We start from the raw sequence: 13,780 nt of genomic DNA on the forward strand, positions 1-13,780 counted from the left end.
GGATCGTTCCGCTTTTCTTTTGACAGCGAGGAGTTTGGCGTACGTTTTGCAAGAACCGACAGTATGAGCAAGGAACCCCCCAAAGAAAGCTGGAAATCCAGAACCGGATTGATTCTCACCGTGGCAAGCGGAGCAATCGGTCTCGGTAACTTTATTCGATTCCCCGGACAAGCCGTAGCAAACGGCGGAGGGGCCTTTATGGTCCCCTACATCATCAGCTTCATTTTGGTCGGAATCCCTGTCTGTATCACAGAATGGATTATGGGGAGAATGGGAGGCCGCACCGGTCACAGTGCGCCTTTCCTTTTCAAAAGTTTCCTCTCCGGCTTTCCACTTCGAATCGTCGGAGCCATCGGCGTAACCGTTCCGATTCTCATCTACGTATATTACGTTTTTATTGAGGCTTGGTGTCTCGCCTACTCCTTCGATTTTTTAACGGGACAAATCCGATTCAACGCAAGCGGAAACGTTCCTCAAGCCGAAATCATTCAAGCCGCGGGAAATTATTATCTGGATATCACGGGAGCGCGTGCGAACGGAAACGCGATTTCAGGTAAAATTTTTTACGCAACGATAACCTGCTTCGTATTGAACTTCGCCCTCGTCTACCGCGGTATATCCAAAGGAATCGAAACATTCGCCAAAATCGCGGTTCCGCTTATGCTCGTTTGTTCCGCGGTGATTTTAGTTCGAGTTCTAACGTTAGACGATATCGACCTCGGTTTGGGAAGGATGTGGAACCCGGATTGGTCCGCTCTCTTGAAATCGGAAGTCTGGATCGCCGCAGCGGGCCAGATCTTCTTCACCCTTTCCGCCGGTTTCGGAATCGCTCTCGTATTTTCGAGTTATCTAAAGCGGGACAACGACGTGGTGCTTTCCTCTTTGTCGGCCGCATCGTTAAACGAATTCGTGGAAGTCGCAATCGGAGGGATGGTTACGATTCCGGTCGCCTATCTTTTTTTAGGCGGATCGATCGCTCAATTCGGGATGTTCGGTATGGGTTTTATCGCGCTTCCTTCCGTATTTTCTCTTATGCCCGGCGGAGAATTTTTCGGAGCGATATGGTTCTTCGTTCTTTTTCTCGCTGCGATCACGTCCTCCGTCACGATGCTCCAACCCGGAATCATCTTTTTGGAAGAATCCTTCGGTATACGCAGACATACTTCCACTTTGATTCTATTCTTATTCACCGGAAGTCTTTGTTTTCCGATCTTGTATTTCAACGAAAACTTCCAAGCGTTGGAACTCGCCGACTTTTGGATCGGCACGATTCTAATCTTTATCTTGGCGAGCATTCAGATCTTTATCTTCGGTTGGAAAGTCGGAGCTAAAAAAGGTCTGGAAGACGGAAATGAAGGATCTCATCTCGAACTTCCGAAATTTTTCTGGTTCGTGATCCAATACGTAACTCCCGCGTTTTTGCTCGTGATCTTTATAGCATTTCTCTTCCAAAACCTGCCAGGCCATTTCGACAGAATGAATGCGGATACGATCATCGCGCAAGGAATTGCAAAAGGACAAAGTTTCACGCAAGAAATGACCGAAGCAGTAAAGTTGCGAGCCTTGATATCGAAATCCGTTTTTTTCGGAATATTGATCGTTTTCAGTCTGATCGTGCTTCTCGTACACTACGCGTTGGTATATAAAGAAAAGAGAGGACAAACGCAATGATGTTCTTAGCGCAAACGGAGGGTCTAAATTGCCAGGGGATGTCGATTATGGTCCTTTCCCTGTTTTTGGTGACGGCGCTTTCCGCTTTTTGCATATTCAAACTTTTTAAAACTCGAAACCATTGAACCGTTCTACGCCATACTTTGATAAACTTTCCGCAATCTGGGACGATTTCGAACCCAGAAAGGGGCAGATTCAACTCTCTCAAAAAATCGAGGAATCCCTGTTCAACGGAACCCATCTCATCGCGGAAGCGGGAACCGGGGTCGGAAAATCCTTGGCCTATTTGATTCCTGCCGCGCTCGCGTCGATCGAACGCGAGGAGCCCGTCGTCATTTCTACGGAAACGAAATCCCTGCAACAGCAGCTTTTGTTAAAGGACATTCCGATGGTTTCCCGAATCTTGGGGACCGATCTCCGAGCCGAAGTCGCTATGGGAGCTTCCAACTACGTCTGCAAACGAAAGATGAATCACGTTCTTCGAGACGGAACGTTCGGACCCGAGATGATTCCTCATATAGGCGCTTTCAACGAATGGATCCGAACGACCGAGTCCGGAAGAAAACAGGAATTTACCGGAACGGCTTCATACGATTTTTGGAATAAGATCACTCGAGAAGCGGACAACTGTCTTGGAAGAAACTGTCCGAACTTTTCCCATTCGTATTATTTTTTGGAACGGGAAAAGTGGAAACGAAGCAATATCCTGATCGTCAACCATCACCTTCTCGCGGCGCATATCGCAAGCGACTTCAACATTCTTCCCGAATTCAGCAGGGTGATTTTGGACGAAGCGCATAACTTTCCGGACATTATCGGTTCCTCTTTTCGTCAGGAAATCCGTTCTCAGGAAATTCAAAAACTTCTTCAACAGATATGGCTTCCGAATAAGAACACGGGGATCGCGGTTTCTATTTCTTCGACGGCGCTTAAGGATCTTGTCGCGAAAGCCGGTGAGGCCCTGACTTCTTTCTTTAACGCGCTTTCGGGAGAGGTTCCTTTAAACTTCTATAACCCGCAGAGAATCAAACGTCCGCTTCGTTTGGACCGGGGCGCGTTTGCCGCAGTGCTCGCGGAGATTACGGAAATTCTTCAGAAACATCTTTCCAAACTTTCCAAAGACAGCGACGACGTCACCGAAAAGGAATCCGCTCTCGTCTTAGAGATGTTAGCCGGTAGAATGGAAGAGATCGCGGTCGGTTTGGAAACGTTCCGTCTCCTCGACGATACAAGCCTCGTGTATTGGATCGAACCTCCCGATCAAAACACGAAGGAAATCTATTATAAAATTTGCATGGAACCCTTGAGTCCGGACGAAATCATCCGGGACTTGTTCGCTTCCCGCATGCAATCGGTCGTTTTTACGTCGGCGACGCTTTCCACGAGCGGAAACGATTTTAAATATTTCAAAAAGAAGATCGGGGATCTTCCCACTGCGAACATTACGGTTCCTTCTCCCTTTCCGTATCAGAAAAACGCACTTTTGTATGTTCCGAGAGAAATCCGCGATCCCGTCGGAGATCCGGACGGGTATCACGCCGACCTTGCCAAACAAATTCTTTGGCTCATCGAGTTGACGCAAGGGAATACGTTCGTTCTTTTCACTTCCTTTAAATCCTTGAAGGTAGTGTATGAGGCGATTCGTCCGCACACGAATCTTCCCTTATTCTCTCAATCCGATCTCGGACCGGACGGGGCTAAACAAATGTATCTGGAAACTCCGAACAGTGTGCTTTTCGGAGTTTCGACCTTTTGGCAAGGAATCGACATTCGGGGGGACAAACTCCGATCAGTGGTCATCGCTAAACTTCCGTTCCAGGTTCCGAACGATCCCGTTCTCGAAACCAAAAGCGAAAAGCTGAAGGAATCCGGCGGAAATCCGTTCGTCGAGCTGCAGCTTCCGTATGCCTGCACCGTTTTGAAACAAGGATTCGGCCGTTTGATCCGTTCCGGAACCGATACGGGAATCGTTTCGATTTTGGATCCGAGAATGTTCACAAAAACCTATGGAAAGGATCTTTTGAAATCCCTTCCTCCCGCGAAACTCGTTCAGAATCGGGAAGATTTAAGCAGAGAATTCGCCAATCTGCCGAAATAGATAGAAGACGCTTTTCTATTTTTGAGTAGGCAGATGAAGAATTTTTTAACCCGTTTTATTCCGATCCTTCTTCCCTTAATCCTTCCGATTCATACCTCCTTCTCCTTTGAAAGCAGGGACTTTACGGACACGGTCACCGATTGGAAGAAGGGCGAGATTCAGAAAATTCTTTCCTTTAAACTTCCGAAGTTGACCTACTCCGTCGAAGATTCGGATTGGGGCAAGGAGAATACGGCGAGAAATCTCACCGAGGCGAGAAAGAAAGCTTCTCTACAAGCCGAAGAGGAACTCAAGAAATTTCTTTTCCGCAAGATCGACACGATCAAATTGGACGCCGAATTCACTCTACGCGAAAAGATCAAAGAAGACTCTATGTTTCGAGAGGTCTTCAATCAAATCTACGAAATCGAACCGATCTTTACGACGGTTAACTTTGTCGAAAATCAAACGGTAGCAAAGGGAGTCATTCGGTTCAAAGGAAAACGCGGGATTCTAAATTACGTTTTTCTTTCGTATGAGACCGAGAGTTTTCCGGAATATCCTGCTCCCACCCTCCACGCCGAGTTCACGTCTCTGATCGTGGATGCGAGACATTTGAAACTCGAGACTGCTCTGTTTCCGGAGATTCTTTCCGAGGAAGGAAACAGTTTGTATTCGCCCTACTTCGTTCCGAAAGAGAACGTCGTGCGAAACGGTTACGTGAGTTATATGAAAACTCCCGAAGAGGCGTTTCGTTCTCCGATCGCAGGAACCAAACCGTATTTCGTTACAGCGTTAGGCGTCACAGGCCATTATCCCGTCAATCCCGTGATCGCGGGCGAAGATGCGAGAAAACTGCTCGCTTCCCCGAAGACCAAGGCGGCGTTGAAGAATTGTAAAGTGATCATTCTGAAAGACAAGTGAGGGACCGGTAGCAGAGCGATTTCAAAATTTGCAAGTGATTTTTGACGGGTATGTAGGAGTTCCTACAACGATCGAGTTCAGGAATTCTTCTTGCAAATAGTATGATTTTCTGATATTGGGAATACGCCGAAATTTTCCCACGAAGCCCGCCTCCGCCACCCATTTCGGGCGAGGGCGATCGTTTTTTCGAACTCAGCAGAACGCCTATAACGTCCTCAGAGATTGTAAAAAATCGAACGGAATCTCATATTTTGTCCAAGAGACCGGAACTTTATCGGCGGAATAAGCTTCCGTTCCGTCGCAATCCAACTTGGCCCGCATTTCTTGTAAAACCGGCCGATCCGATTCGGAAAGAGTATAACGAAAGTATTCCCCACAATCTCCCATCCCCCTGTATTTGTGAAAGGCCACAAAGTCCTTTGTTTCCGGTTTGTAAAAACGAATCAAACGGTCGCTTTCAAAACTTTCTCTGGAGACTATTTCACCGTTTTTCTCAAAACGAAACGTCTTAAACTTTAGAACTTTCGTTTTTGCGGGGAACTCACTTTCCTCGTAGATAAAATACACGTAATAACGATTGTAAGCGGACGAAGTGCACAACAATTCTCCCAAAAACTTTCTGTCGGAAAGAAAATAAAAACGAATCGGAGAATACTTTAAGAATTCCGCATATACATGATAGTCGATTTTTCCGTCCGTCCCCGATCCTATGGAATCGTAATCACAATCTTTTGGAAGACGATCCTTTAAGGATTCCATGGCTTCCGCACATTCGTTTTCGGGGTATGAAAAATTTTCTTCGCGAGAATTCTCCTCCGAAGGATGCGCGTAAAAATCACAATCTTTCGGCCATTGTATGGAAGTTCTTTTCGGGTTTTTATTGATGAAAGGAGTTTCGGAGGACAGATGTTCTCGGATAAAAGAAAAAACGAAATTCTTTTCCGATCGCTCCTCGATCGATTCTTTGCCGAACCAAAAAAGAACGATTAAAATTCCGAAAACGATCGGGATCAAAAAAAAGAACCGTGCTTGTATAAAACCAATTCGTTTCATAAAACTCGGCCCCTTCGGTGAAATTCAAAAAAGAAAAACGTTTCTATATGGAATCTTATTTTCGAATCCGCTCTTAACCGTGCGCCGCGACTAGTTCGCTGAAGATTTCTTCCGCCTTTTTGAAGTTTTCGGAAAACAAATACGCGAATCCCAATTCGATCCGTTCTGGAACCGTGAGGCTTTTGCGTTTCGCTTCCATCTTCGGAATGCTCGCGATCTTTTCGGAAAATTCCTTCTTCTTATCGTCAAAACTCGGAAGTTCTTCGTAACCGGGAATTTTTTCGAGCACGGATTTCGCTTCGTCGAATTTTCCGAGATGAACGAGTGCGAGTCCGAGCGCACCCATCACGTCCCTTTCTTCGGTAAGACGTTTCGCATTCTCCGCAAATACTTGAATCGATTCCTTGTAGTTTCGGAGATGATAGTTGGAAAAGAATTCCGCCTTGCAGAAGTAATCGTTTGAAAACCGGGCTTTGTAAAGAGAAATCAATTCGAGGACGGTTTTGAAATCGACCGCGTCTTCGCTCGTTAAAATTCCGGTGCGTAAGATCGCGTAGGAAACGGGAACCGATGTCGTTTTAAAATAGGCGTAAAACTTCTTCGCCGCTTCGCGAAACTTTCCGGCTTCCTTCAAAACGTAGGCTTCCAAAAGAGGGGAAAGAACCGAGGAACCTTTTAAGAAATAATTGATTCCGTGATCGGAACCGGATTCAAAGCCAGCAATTCCACTTAGATGATTTAAAAAAACGTGATTCGGATTATTCTTTGCGATCTCGATCACTTCTTCGTAAGAACCCGTTTCGAATAATTCCCAAGCGGATTCTTCAATGGAAGACGGATTGGATACTGCTAAATTCTGACCCATACGATACCTCTCTTTTTCTTATCGGATGGGCGGGGAGAATTCAGCTTAAAAAAAAAGTGAATCGCGTTAACTCAAGCGTCGCTCTCTGAACTCAGCATCTCGCTCCCTACGGGTCGCTCGACAGATCCCGTTAACTCAAGCGTCGCTCTCTGAACTCAGCGTCTCGCTCCCTACGGGTCGCTCGACAGATCGCGTTAACTCAAGCGTCGCTCTCTGAACTCAGCGTCTCGCTCCCTACGGGTCGCTTGACAGATCGCGTTAACTCAGCGAAACGCTCTCTACGGATCGCGTTTCAGGGATAAAGTCGTTCCATCATCCTCGGGAACGGAATACATTCCCGGACGTGCTGCAATCCGCAGATCCAGGCGATCATTCGTTCCGAACCGAGTCCGAATCCCGAATGCGGAACCGATCCGTATTTTCGCAGATCCAGATACCAATCATAGGATTCCACGGGAAGTTTTTCCTCCTGCAGACGATGAACGATGTTTTCGTAATTTTCTTCCCGTTCCGATCCGCCGATGATTTCACCCACACCGTCCGGCGCGATTAAGTCGGCGTTCAAAACCGTTTTCGGATCTTCGGGATTCACCTTCATGTAAAAGGCCTTCGCTTCTCTCGGATACTTTTGGATGAAAACGGGTCCGCCGAATTCGGTCGTGAGCATCTGTTCTCTTTCGGAATTGATGTCGTCTCCCCAAACGATGTCTTCCCCTTTCGACTGAAGAATTTCGAGCGCCTCCGTATAATCGATCACCGGAAAATCTTTTTCGAGATACGCAAGCAGCGGCGCAGGATCCCGCTCCAATACCTTTAGGTCCTGCAAAGAATTTTGAACGGTCTCTTGGATGATCGTCTTTACGAAGTCTTCCTGCAACTTCAAGTTCTCCGCGTGGCCCGCAAACGCCACTTCCGCTTCCACCATCCAAAATTCCGTCAAGTGTCTGCGCGTCTTACTCTTCTCCGCGCGAAACGTAGGTCCGTAACAAAAGACTTTATTGTGCGCGAAGATCGCCGTTTCCAAATACAACTGTCCGGTCTGCGCAAGATACGCGTTCCCCAAATCGAAGTATTCCGTGGAAAACAAAGTGCCCGCGCTTTCTCCCACAGAACCGGTGAGAATCGGAGTATCGATCAAAAGAAATTGTCTTTCATGAAAGTATTTACGGATCGCGAACGAAAGATTGTCTCTCACGCGAAGGATCGCGAGTTGTTTGGAGGAACGCAACCAGAGATGGCGTTGCGAAATCAAAAAATCGATCCCGTGTTCCTTCGGAGTGATCGGATAATTTTCGGATTCTCCCACGATACGGATCGAATCCATCACGAGTTCGAAACCGATCGGAGATTTTTCGTTACGCACGAGTTTGCCCGTAACCGCTACGGAAGTTTCCTGACGGAGATGTTTTACGGTTTGAAAGACTTCTTCGCCGAGGATTTCTTTTTCGGCCAGCACCTGGAGAATTCTTCCGCTGTTTCTTAAAGAGATAAACTGTCTTGCGTTGCTCCCCCGGATTCCGTGAACCCAACCTTGGACGACTACCGTACGATCCACGTATGTTTCTAATTCATGATTACTGACGATCGGTGTTTCAGACATGAACCCATTTTACGGTTTCGGTTGGTTCGGAAAGGATATTTTTTACCTGACAGAGAAGTCGGTTCCGAAATCCTGAGAAGTATGAATCCGGTTCTCTTAGATGGTAAAAAACTCTCCGAAAAAATCAGGGATGGAATTCGTTCCGAGATCGAAGAACGAAAAGCGAAGAATCTTAGAATTCCAAAACTCGCCACGATCCTAGTCGGAAACAACCCCGCTTCCGAAACCTACGTTGCGATGAAGGTCAAAGCCTGTCATTCCGTGGGAATGGGTTCGGAGATGATCCGTCTGGGGGAAGCAACCACAACGGAAGAATTACTCGCAGTCATCGATAAACTCAACGCCGACGATAGCGTGGACGGAATCTTACTCCAACATCCTTCTCCTCCTCAGATCGACGAAAGAGCCGCCTTTGATCGGATCGCTCTTCACAAGGATGTGGACGGGGTCACCACTCTTTCTTTCGGAAAACTATCGATGGGAGTAGAAACCTATCTTCCCTGCACTCCGTACGGTATGGTTCTTTTACTGAAGGAATACGGAATCGAGGTCGCCGGGAAGAACGCGGTCGTGGTCGGTCGTTCTCCGATTCTCGGCAAACCGATGGCGATGCTTCTCACCGAGATGAACGCGACGGTTACGCTTTGTCATTCTAAAACCCAAAATCTTCCGGAGATCGTTCGTAAGGCGGATATCATCGTGGGCGCGGTCGGAAAGCCGGAATTCATCAAGGCGGATTGGATTTCCAAAGGAGCGGTTCTTTTGGACGCGGGTTACAATCCGGGGAATGTGGGCGATATCGAAATTTCAAAAGCGAAAGACCATTCTTCCCATTACACTCCCGTTCCGGGCGGCGTGGGTCCGATGACGATCGCTGTACTTCTGCTACAGACGCTGTATTCGGCAAAAGAACACTTTACACCACCGGTAAAGTGAAAACGATGTTTCCAGATGGCGATCAGTTTTGACGAATGTTTTCAAACCTATCCGGAGCTTCACAGCCCTAGCGACCTCGACGAATTTTGGGCCGAGGCGATCCGGGATTTAAAAAACTTTCCGATTAAAAAACAATCCAAGGCCCTTCTCAAAGGTTCCATTATCAAGGAAACGATCTACGATATTTCCTTTCAGTCTTGGCAAAACGCGACCTTGAACGGAACCCTCGTCATTCCCCGAAAACGGGGAGATCTTCCCGTCGTGGTTTATTTTCACGATTACGGAAAAGACAGACCCGCAATCATCAAAGGACTTACCGAAACCGGGGTCGCACAACTCATCATTGATCTGAGAGGACACGGTTCGCAACTCGTTCGTCCCGAACTCAAAGAGGGAGAAGTCGCCGATCCGGATTGGACGCCCGGTTATTTTTCCAAAGGTCTCGACGGAAGAGACGCCTTCTTTATGAAAGGTCTCTATCTCGACGTGATCCGCGCCGTGGAATTTTTAAGACTCACGGACGGAATCGACGGCGACAAGATCATCCTCGCCGGAAAATCGATGGGAGCGTCACTCGCCGCGTTCGGCGCCGCGTTTACGAACCGGATCAAAGGACTCATCTTAGAAACTCCGAACTTCTGTCATATAGACGACAACCAGCTCAAACTCGAAAAAAGCTGGATGAAGGAAGTCAACGCTCAGTTGAACAGTTCGAAGACCAAAAAGAGCGCGATGAAAAAGAGTTTAGCATATTATGATAGTATAAACTTTGCGAAGAAGATCAAGATTCCTACGCTGGTCTCGGTGGGAATGGACGACAAAATCTCGCACCCGAAATCGGTATTCGCATTTTTCAATCATCTCAACAACGACAAAAGAATGCAGGTCTACCCTACCGAAGGAAACGAAGCCGGTCTGAAAGGCGATAAACAGAACGGAGCCAACCTCGAATTCGTGAGGGAAATTTTCTTTCCCGAATGATCGAAGTCTATTTTCACAATTCCCTCTCGGGTAAAAAAGAAAAATTCTCCCCCGCCGATCCCAAACGGGTCACAGTGTATTCCTGCGGTCCTACCGTTTACAACTTCGCACATATCGGAAATCTCAGAGCGTTTTTGTTTGTGGACGTTTTGCGCCGCTCTCTCAAACTTTTAGGATACGGCGTCGAAATGACGATGAACATCACGGACATAGACGACAAGATCATCCGTGATTCCATCGCATCCAAAAAAAGCATTCAGGAATTCACCGCTCCTTGGACGCAGGCATTTTTCGAAGATTTAAAAACGGTTTCCGTGGAAACACTCGAACACTATCCGAAAGCCACCGAATCGATTCCGGAGATGATCGACATCATCCAGAAGCTTCAGGCCAAGGGTCTCGTCTATGAGAAGGACGATAGCCTTTACTTCTCCATTCAGAAATTCAACGGATACGGAAAACTGAGCAAGATCGACGTTACCGGTATGAAAACCGGAACCCGTTACGATACGGACGAATACGAAAAAGAAGACGTGCGCGATTTCGTTCTTTGGAAAAGTCCTAAACTCGAAGGAGAAGCTTCCTGGGACACGTTAGTCGGCACCGGAAGACCGGGCTGGCATTTGGAATGTTCCGCAATGATCCGCAAGGTATATCATAGCGGAGTGGACATTCATACGGGCGGAGTGGATCTTTTGTTTCCGCATCACGAAAACGAAATCGCACAATCGGAAGGAGCGTTTCCCGGAGAAACGTTCGTAGGAACCTGGCTTCATTCCGAACACCTCCTCGTGGACGGACAAAAGATGTCCAAAAGCAAGGGGAACTTTTACACGTTACGCGATCTTGTCCGGCAAGGACTGGACCCGAAGGCGATCCGTTTTCTTCTGATCTCGGCTCACTATCGTTCCAAGCTGAACTTCTCCACGGACCGGATCGCGGAAGCGACCGCAAACATCCGTAAAATCCAGAACTGCGTGGATCGTCTTTTGGATTCGGAAAAAGGTACGATCGTCTCCGATTCATACGCTTTCGCTTTGCCGGTAACACAGGGATGGAAAAAGGAATTCGAAGAATCACTCGCAGACGATCTGAACGTTTCCAAAGCGCTCGCGGTCGTATTCGAATCCGTGCGCCAAATCAATTCTTTTTTGGATACGAACCAGACGGATTCTTCCCAAAGAATCGAATACATTCAACTTTTTGCATATTATGACCGTATTTTCGGCGTTCTCGATTTCTCTTCGAAAACGGATCTAATCGATTCCGAAATCGATTCGTTGATCGAAGAAAGACAAACCGCGAGAAAAAACAAGGACTTCGCGCGTTCCGACGCGATCCGCGATCAGCTTTTGGCGCAAGGAATTCTGATCGAGGATACGAAAGACGGAATCCGCTGGAGGCGAAAATAGCCAGACCGGAATATATCTTCGGTAAGAGAACCCTCATCGAACTTACCGAGGCGAATCAAGGGAACGAACATTCGTTTCCTTTTATCGAGCTGTTCGTTAAGGAAAATCCGGGAACCGAAATCACGGAGAAGATCATAAACCGGCTTCCTTCGTTCGTAAAAGTCCATAAGGTTTCCGGAAACAAACTGGATTCTCTCGTTCCGGGAAGAAATCATCAAGGAATCGTCGCGCTCAAAGCTCCCGCGCGGCAGACCGCGGATAAAAAGAATCTCGAAGAATTCTTAGCCGAAAAACCAGGAGCCTTCCTGATTCTGGATCGAATCCAAGATCCGGGCAATCTCGGAAATATTTTAAGAACGGCGGAATGTTTCGGAGTAAAGAATATCATTCTTCCCGAACGCGAATCCGCCGGAATCACTCCGGTCGTGGAAAAAGTTTCCTCCGGTGCATTATCTTTTCTTAAAATCTTTACGGTGAAGAATCTCGCGAACACGATCGAACTTTTGAAAGAGAACGGATATTGGATCGTTTCCACAAGCGATCGAGGCACGGAGGATTGGTCCAAACTTCCCGATCTTCAAGAACTCGCTATTTTGATGGGGAACGAAGGAGAAGGAGTCAAACGAATCCTGATGGAAAAATCGGATTTCGTTCTGCGGATTCCGATGCACGGAAATCTTTCTTCCTTAAATGTTACGGTTGCGACGGGCGTCGTACTCGACCGAATCGTAAACCGAAAATAATTTCGCAAAAGCGATGCTTCGTCGCATCCTCACCGATCGATTTGCGTTCTCGAAATACGGTATTCCCTCGACTTGAAGACCATTTTCCGTTTCGAAATCGGACGAAAACAAACCTTTCGCGCTCGGAAGACAGGTATCAAAGATATTCAAATTTCTTAAATAACGAATCTCTTTCAGCCGCATTCACTCCCCTGCTTTCCAGTGAAACCTCTCGTTTTCCCCAGCGCTTCGCTTTTGAGCGTCGGTCTTTCGCTTCCCAGTTTACAATCGCCTTACAATACGAAGGCCCTCGCCGATTTTACGAATTATCTCTTGCAATTTCTTCTTTTTCGTTTTCACTTGAATATGATGAAATCATACAGATCCAGTTTCAAACTTCTCGCGTTTTTTCTCTGTTTCGCAATCCTTTCCTCTTGTTCCAATCTCTCTTGGGAAAAGGTGAAGGAGAAACTGAACCTCGCCAAAAAGAAAAGCATGGCCGAGGAGATCCTCGAAGGACTCACGCTCGCATTTTGGGGAGAATTCAATCATGAGCTTTATAAATTCGTTCCCGTTCCTTTGATCGTCATCAAAGGACAGATCACAGCGGATCAGTTCGCGGTCGCAACTCCCGAACTCAAGGAAGGAAAACCGAAAATCATTCTGATTCATGGCTGGGATTTTAAGGAAAAGAGCTTCAACCCACCGACCGATAAGTTTACGAAGGTGAGCAATCTTAGAAGCACTTGGGACGACGCGTTGGAAATGTATTCGCAGAATCTTTCCGGTGTTCAATCCTCTTACGAATTGTATACGTTCACGTATCGCACGTCCGATTATGTGGAAAGCAACGGTAAAAGACTGATTGATCGACTCAATACGGTCTTCACTTCGGAAGACAAGGTGATTCTGCTCGCTCATTCTATGGGCGGATTGGTGAGTCGCTCTGCCCTTTATCATACGAACAACACGAAGGACGTGATCGATTTTATCGTTACGTTAGGCACTCCTTATATGGGTTCTCCCTTCGCTTCTTCCAGTTATCAAGGAAACTTCGGCACAATCGGTGAACTCATCGGATTTATGACGGGTACGGACGGAGGAAAGGATCTCGCTTATACGAACGCATTGGGAGCTTCGTATCAAGTTCCTTCTCCGAGCGAAGCGATCAGCGGAGCGCGAAACGCGTATCTCGAACGGTTACTTGCGGAATCGTCCAAGGACGGAAGAGTGACCGCGTTTTACGGGGAAATGAGCGTTTGCAACGGACATCCGGGTTCCGAAGCGGTTTACAACATCGCCTGCAATATTCTTTCGAACGGAAGTCCGAGCTTTGCGAACAAAAGCGACGGAATTGTGACCTCGACGAGCGGAAAGATGTCCAACAAGATCGCTGCGGGAAAACAGATTTCCAAAGATTTCGACCACGCGCAGCTTTCCTTCCGCAATCACGTGGATAACACTTCGAGAAACACGTTTTTCAACCAAGTGATGACCGTCATCAACGCGTTGTAATCTTTTAAGGTTTTGGCATCCAAA

Annotated in this window: 11 protein-coding genes; 8 read left to right on the plus strand and 3 right to left on the minus strand. The window is 47.2% G+C overall.

Going from position 1 to position 13,780, the window contains the following annotated elements:
* Nucleotides 1–63 precede the first annotated feature (63 nt).
* From LFX17_RS10395 to LFX17_RS10405, 3 genes are all read left to right on the plus strand, one after another.
* Nucleotides 64–1,671, plus strand: a complete 1,608-nt coding sequence (locus tag LFX17_RS10395) for a sodium-dependent transporter (RefSeq protein WP_238746517.1) — start codon at nt 64–66, stop codon at nt 1,669–1,671.
* Between the two features lie 121 nt (nt 1,672–1,792).
* Nucleotides 1,793–3,769, plus strand: a complete 1,977-nt coding sequence (locus tag LFX17_RS10400; RefSeq protein WP_238746519.1) for an ATP-dependent DNA helicase — start codon at nt 1,793–1,795, stop codon at nt 3,767–3,769.
* Between the two features lie 33 nt (nt 3,770–3,802).
* Complete coding sequence (locus tag LFX17_RS10405; protein ID WP_238730188.1) at nt 3,803–4,672, plus strand: hypothetical protein; 870 nt, start codon at nt 3,803–3,805, stop codon at nt 4,670–4,672.
* A gap of 204 nt (nt 4,673–4,876) precedes the next feature.
* Here LFX17_RS10405 and LFX17_RS10410 read toward each other — a convergent pair whose 3' ends face one another.
* From LFX17_RS10410 to asnS, 3 genes are all read right to left on the minus strand, one after another.
* Nucleotides 4,877–5,725 carry a DUF1176 domain-containing protein gene (locus LFX17_RS10410; protein ID WP_238730189.1) on the minus strand — a complete coding sequence of 283 codons (849 nt, stop codon included), beginning with the start codon at nt 5,723–5,725 and terminating at the stop codon, nt 4,877–4,879.
* A gap of 73 nt (nt 5,726–5,798) precedes the next feature.
* Complete coding sequence (locus tag LFX17_RS10415; protein WP_238730190.1) at nt 5,799–6,590, minus strand: tetratricopeptide repeat protein; 792 nt, start codon at nt 6,588–6,590, stop codon at nt 5,799–5,801.
* 292 nt (nt 6,591–6,882) lie between these two features.
* Nucleotides 6,883–8,190 (minus strand): asparagine--tRNA ligase, encoded by a 1,308-nt coding sequence (asnS, locus tag LFX17_RS10420; protein WP_238746521.1) that lies wholly within the window; start codon nt 8,188–8,190, stop codon nt 6,883–6,885.
* 81 nt (nt 8,191–8,271) lie between these two features.
* Between asnS and folD the strand changes: the two genes are divergently transcribed.
* From folD to LFX17_RS10445, 5 genes are all read left to right on the plus strand, one after another.
* On the plus strand, nt 8,272–9,126 hold the full coding sequence (folD, locus tag LFX17_RS10425; protein ID WP_238746523.1) for a bifunctional methylenetetrahydrofolate dehydrogenase/methenyltetrahydrofolate cyclohydrolase FolD: 855 nt from the start codon (nt 8,272–8,274) through the stop codon (nt 9,124–9,126).
* A gap of 15 nt (nt 9,127–9,141) precedes the next feature.
* Nucleotides 9,142–10,107, plus strand: coding sequence for an acetylxylan esterase (locus tag LFX17_RS10430; RefSeq protein ID WP_118955821.1), 966 nt, complete (start codon nt 9,142–9,144; stop codon nt 10,105–10,107).
* On the plus strand, nt 10,104–11,519 hold the full coding sequence (gene cysS, locus LFX17_RS10435) for a cysteine--tRNA ligase (protein WP_238746525.1): 1,416 nt from the start codon (nt 10,104–10,106) through the stop codon (nt 11,517–11,519). Before LFX17_RS10430 ends, cysS begins: the two co-directional genes overlap by 4 nt.
* Complete coding sequence (gene rlmB, locus LFX17_RS10440; protein WP_118955823.1) at nt 11,504–12,262, plus strand: 23S rRNA (guanosine(2251)-2'-O)-methyltransferase RlmB; 759 nt, start codon at nt 11,504–11,506, stop codon at nt 12,260–12,262. Before cysS ends, rlmB begins: the two co-directional genes overlap by 16 nt.
* A 348-nt stretch (nt 12,263–12,610) precedes the next feature.
* On the plus strand, nt 12,611–13,756 hold the full coding sequence (locus LFX17_RS10445; RefSeq protein ID WP_238747738.1) for an esterase/lipase family protein: 1,146 nt from the start codon (nt 12,611–12,613) through the stop codon (nt 13,754–13,756).
* Nucleotides 13,757–13,780: the final 24 nt, after the last annotated feature.

This window comes from Leptospira sanjuanensis (assembly GCF_022267375.1).
Classification (GTDB): Bacteria; Spirochaetota; Leptospiria; order Leptospirales; family Leptospiraceae; genus Leptospira; species Leptospira sanjuanensis.

Bases quoted from the DNA above. Each gene is read 5' to 3' on its own strand.
- LFX17_RS10395 (WP_238746517.1), top strand. From the start codon at position 64: ATGAGCAAGGAACCCCCCAAAGAAAGCTGGAAATCCAGAACCGGATTG.
- LFX17_RS10405 (WP_238730188.1), top strand. From the start codon at position 3,803: ATGAAGAATTTTTTAACCCGTTTTATTCCGATCCTTCTTCCCTTAATC.
- LFX17_RS10410 (WP_238730189.1), bottom strand. From the start codon at position 5,725: ATGAAACGAATTGGTTTTATACAAGCACGGTTCTTTTTTTTGATCCCG.
- LFX17_RS10415 (WP_238730190.1), bottom strand. From the start codon at position 6,590: ATGGGTCAGAATTTAGCAGTATCCAATCCGTCTTCCATTGAAGAATCC.
- asnS (WP_238746521.1), bottom strand. From the start codon at position 8,190: ATGTCTGAAACACCGATCGTCAGTAATCATGAATTAGAAACATACGTG.
- folD (WP_238746523.1), top strand. From the start codon at position 8,272: ATGAATCCGGTTCTCTTAGATGGTAAAAAACTCTCCGAAAAAATCAGG.
- LFX17_RS10430 (WP_118955821.1), top strand. From the start codon at position 9,142: ATGGCGATCAGTTTTGACGAATGTTTTCAAACCTATCCGGAGCTTCAC.
- cysS (WP_238746525.1), top strand. From the start codon at position 10,104: ATGATCGAAGTCTATTTTCACAATTCCCTCTCGGGTAAAAAAGAAAAA.
- LFX17_RS10445 (WP_238747738.1), top strand. From the start codon at position 12,611: ATGAAATCATACAGATCCAGTTTCAAACTTCTCGCGTTTTTTCTCTGT.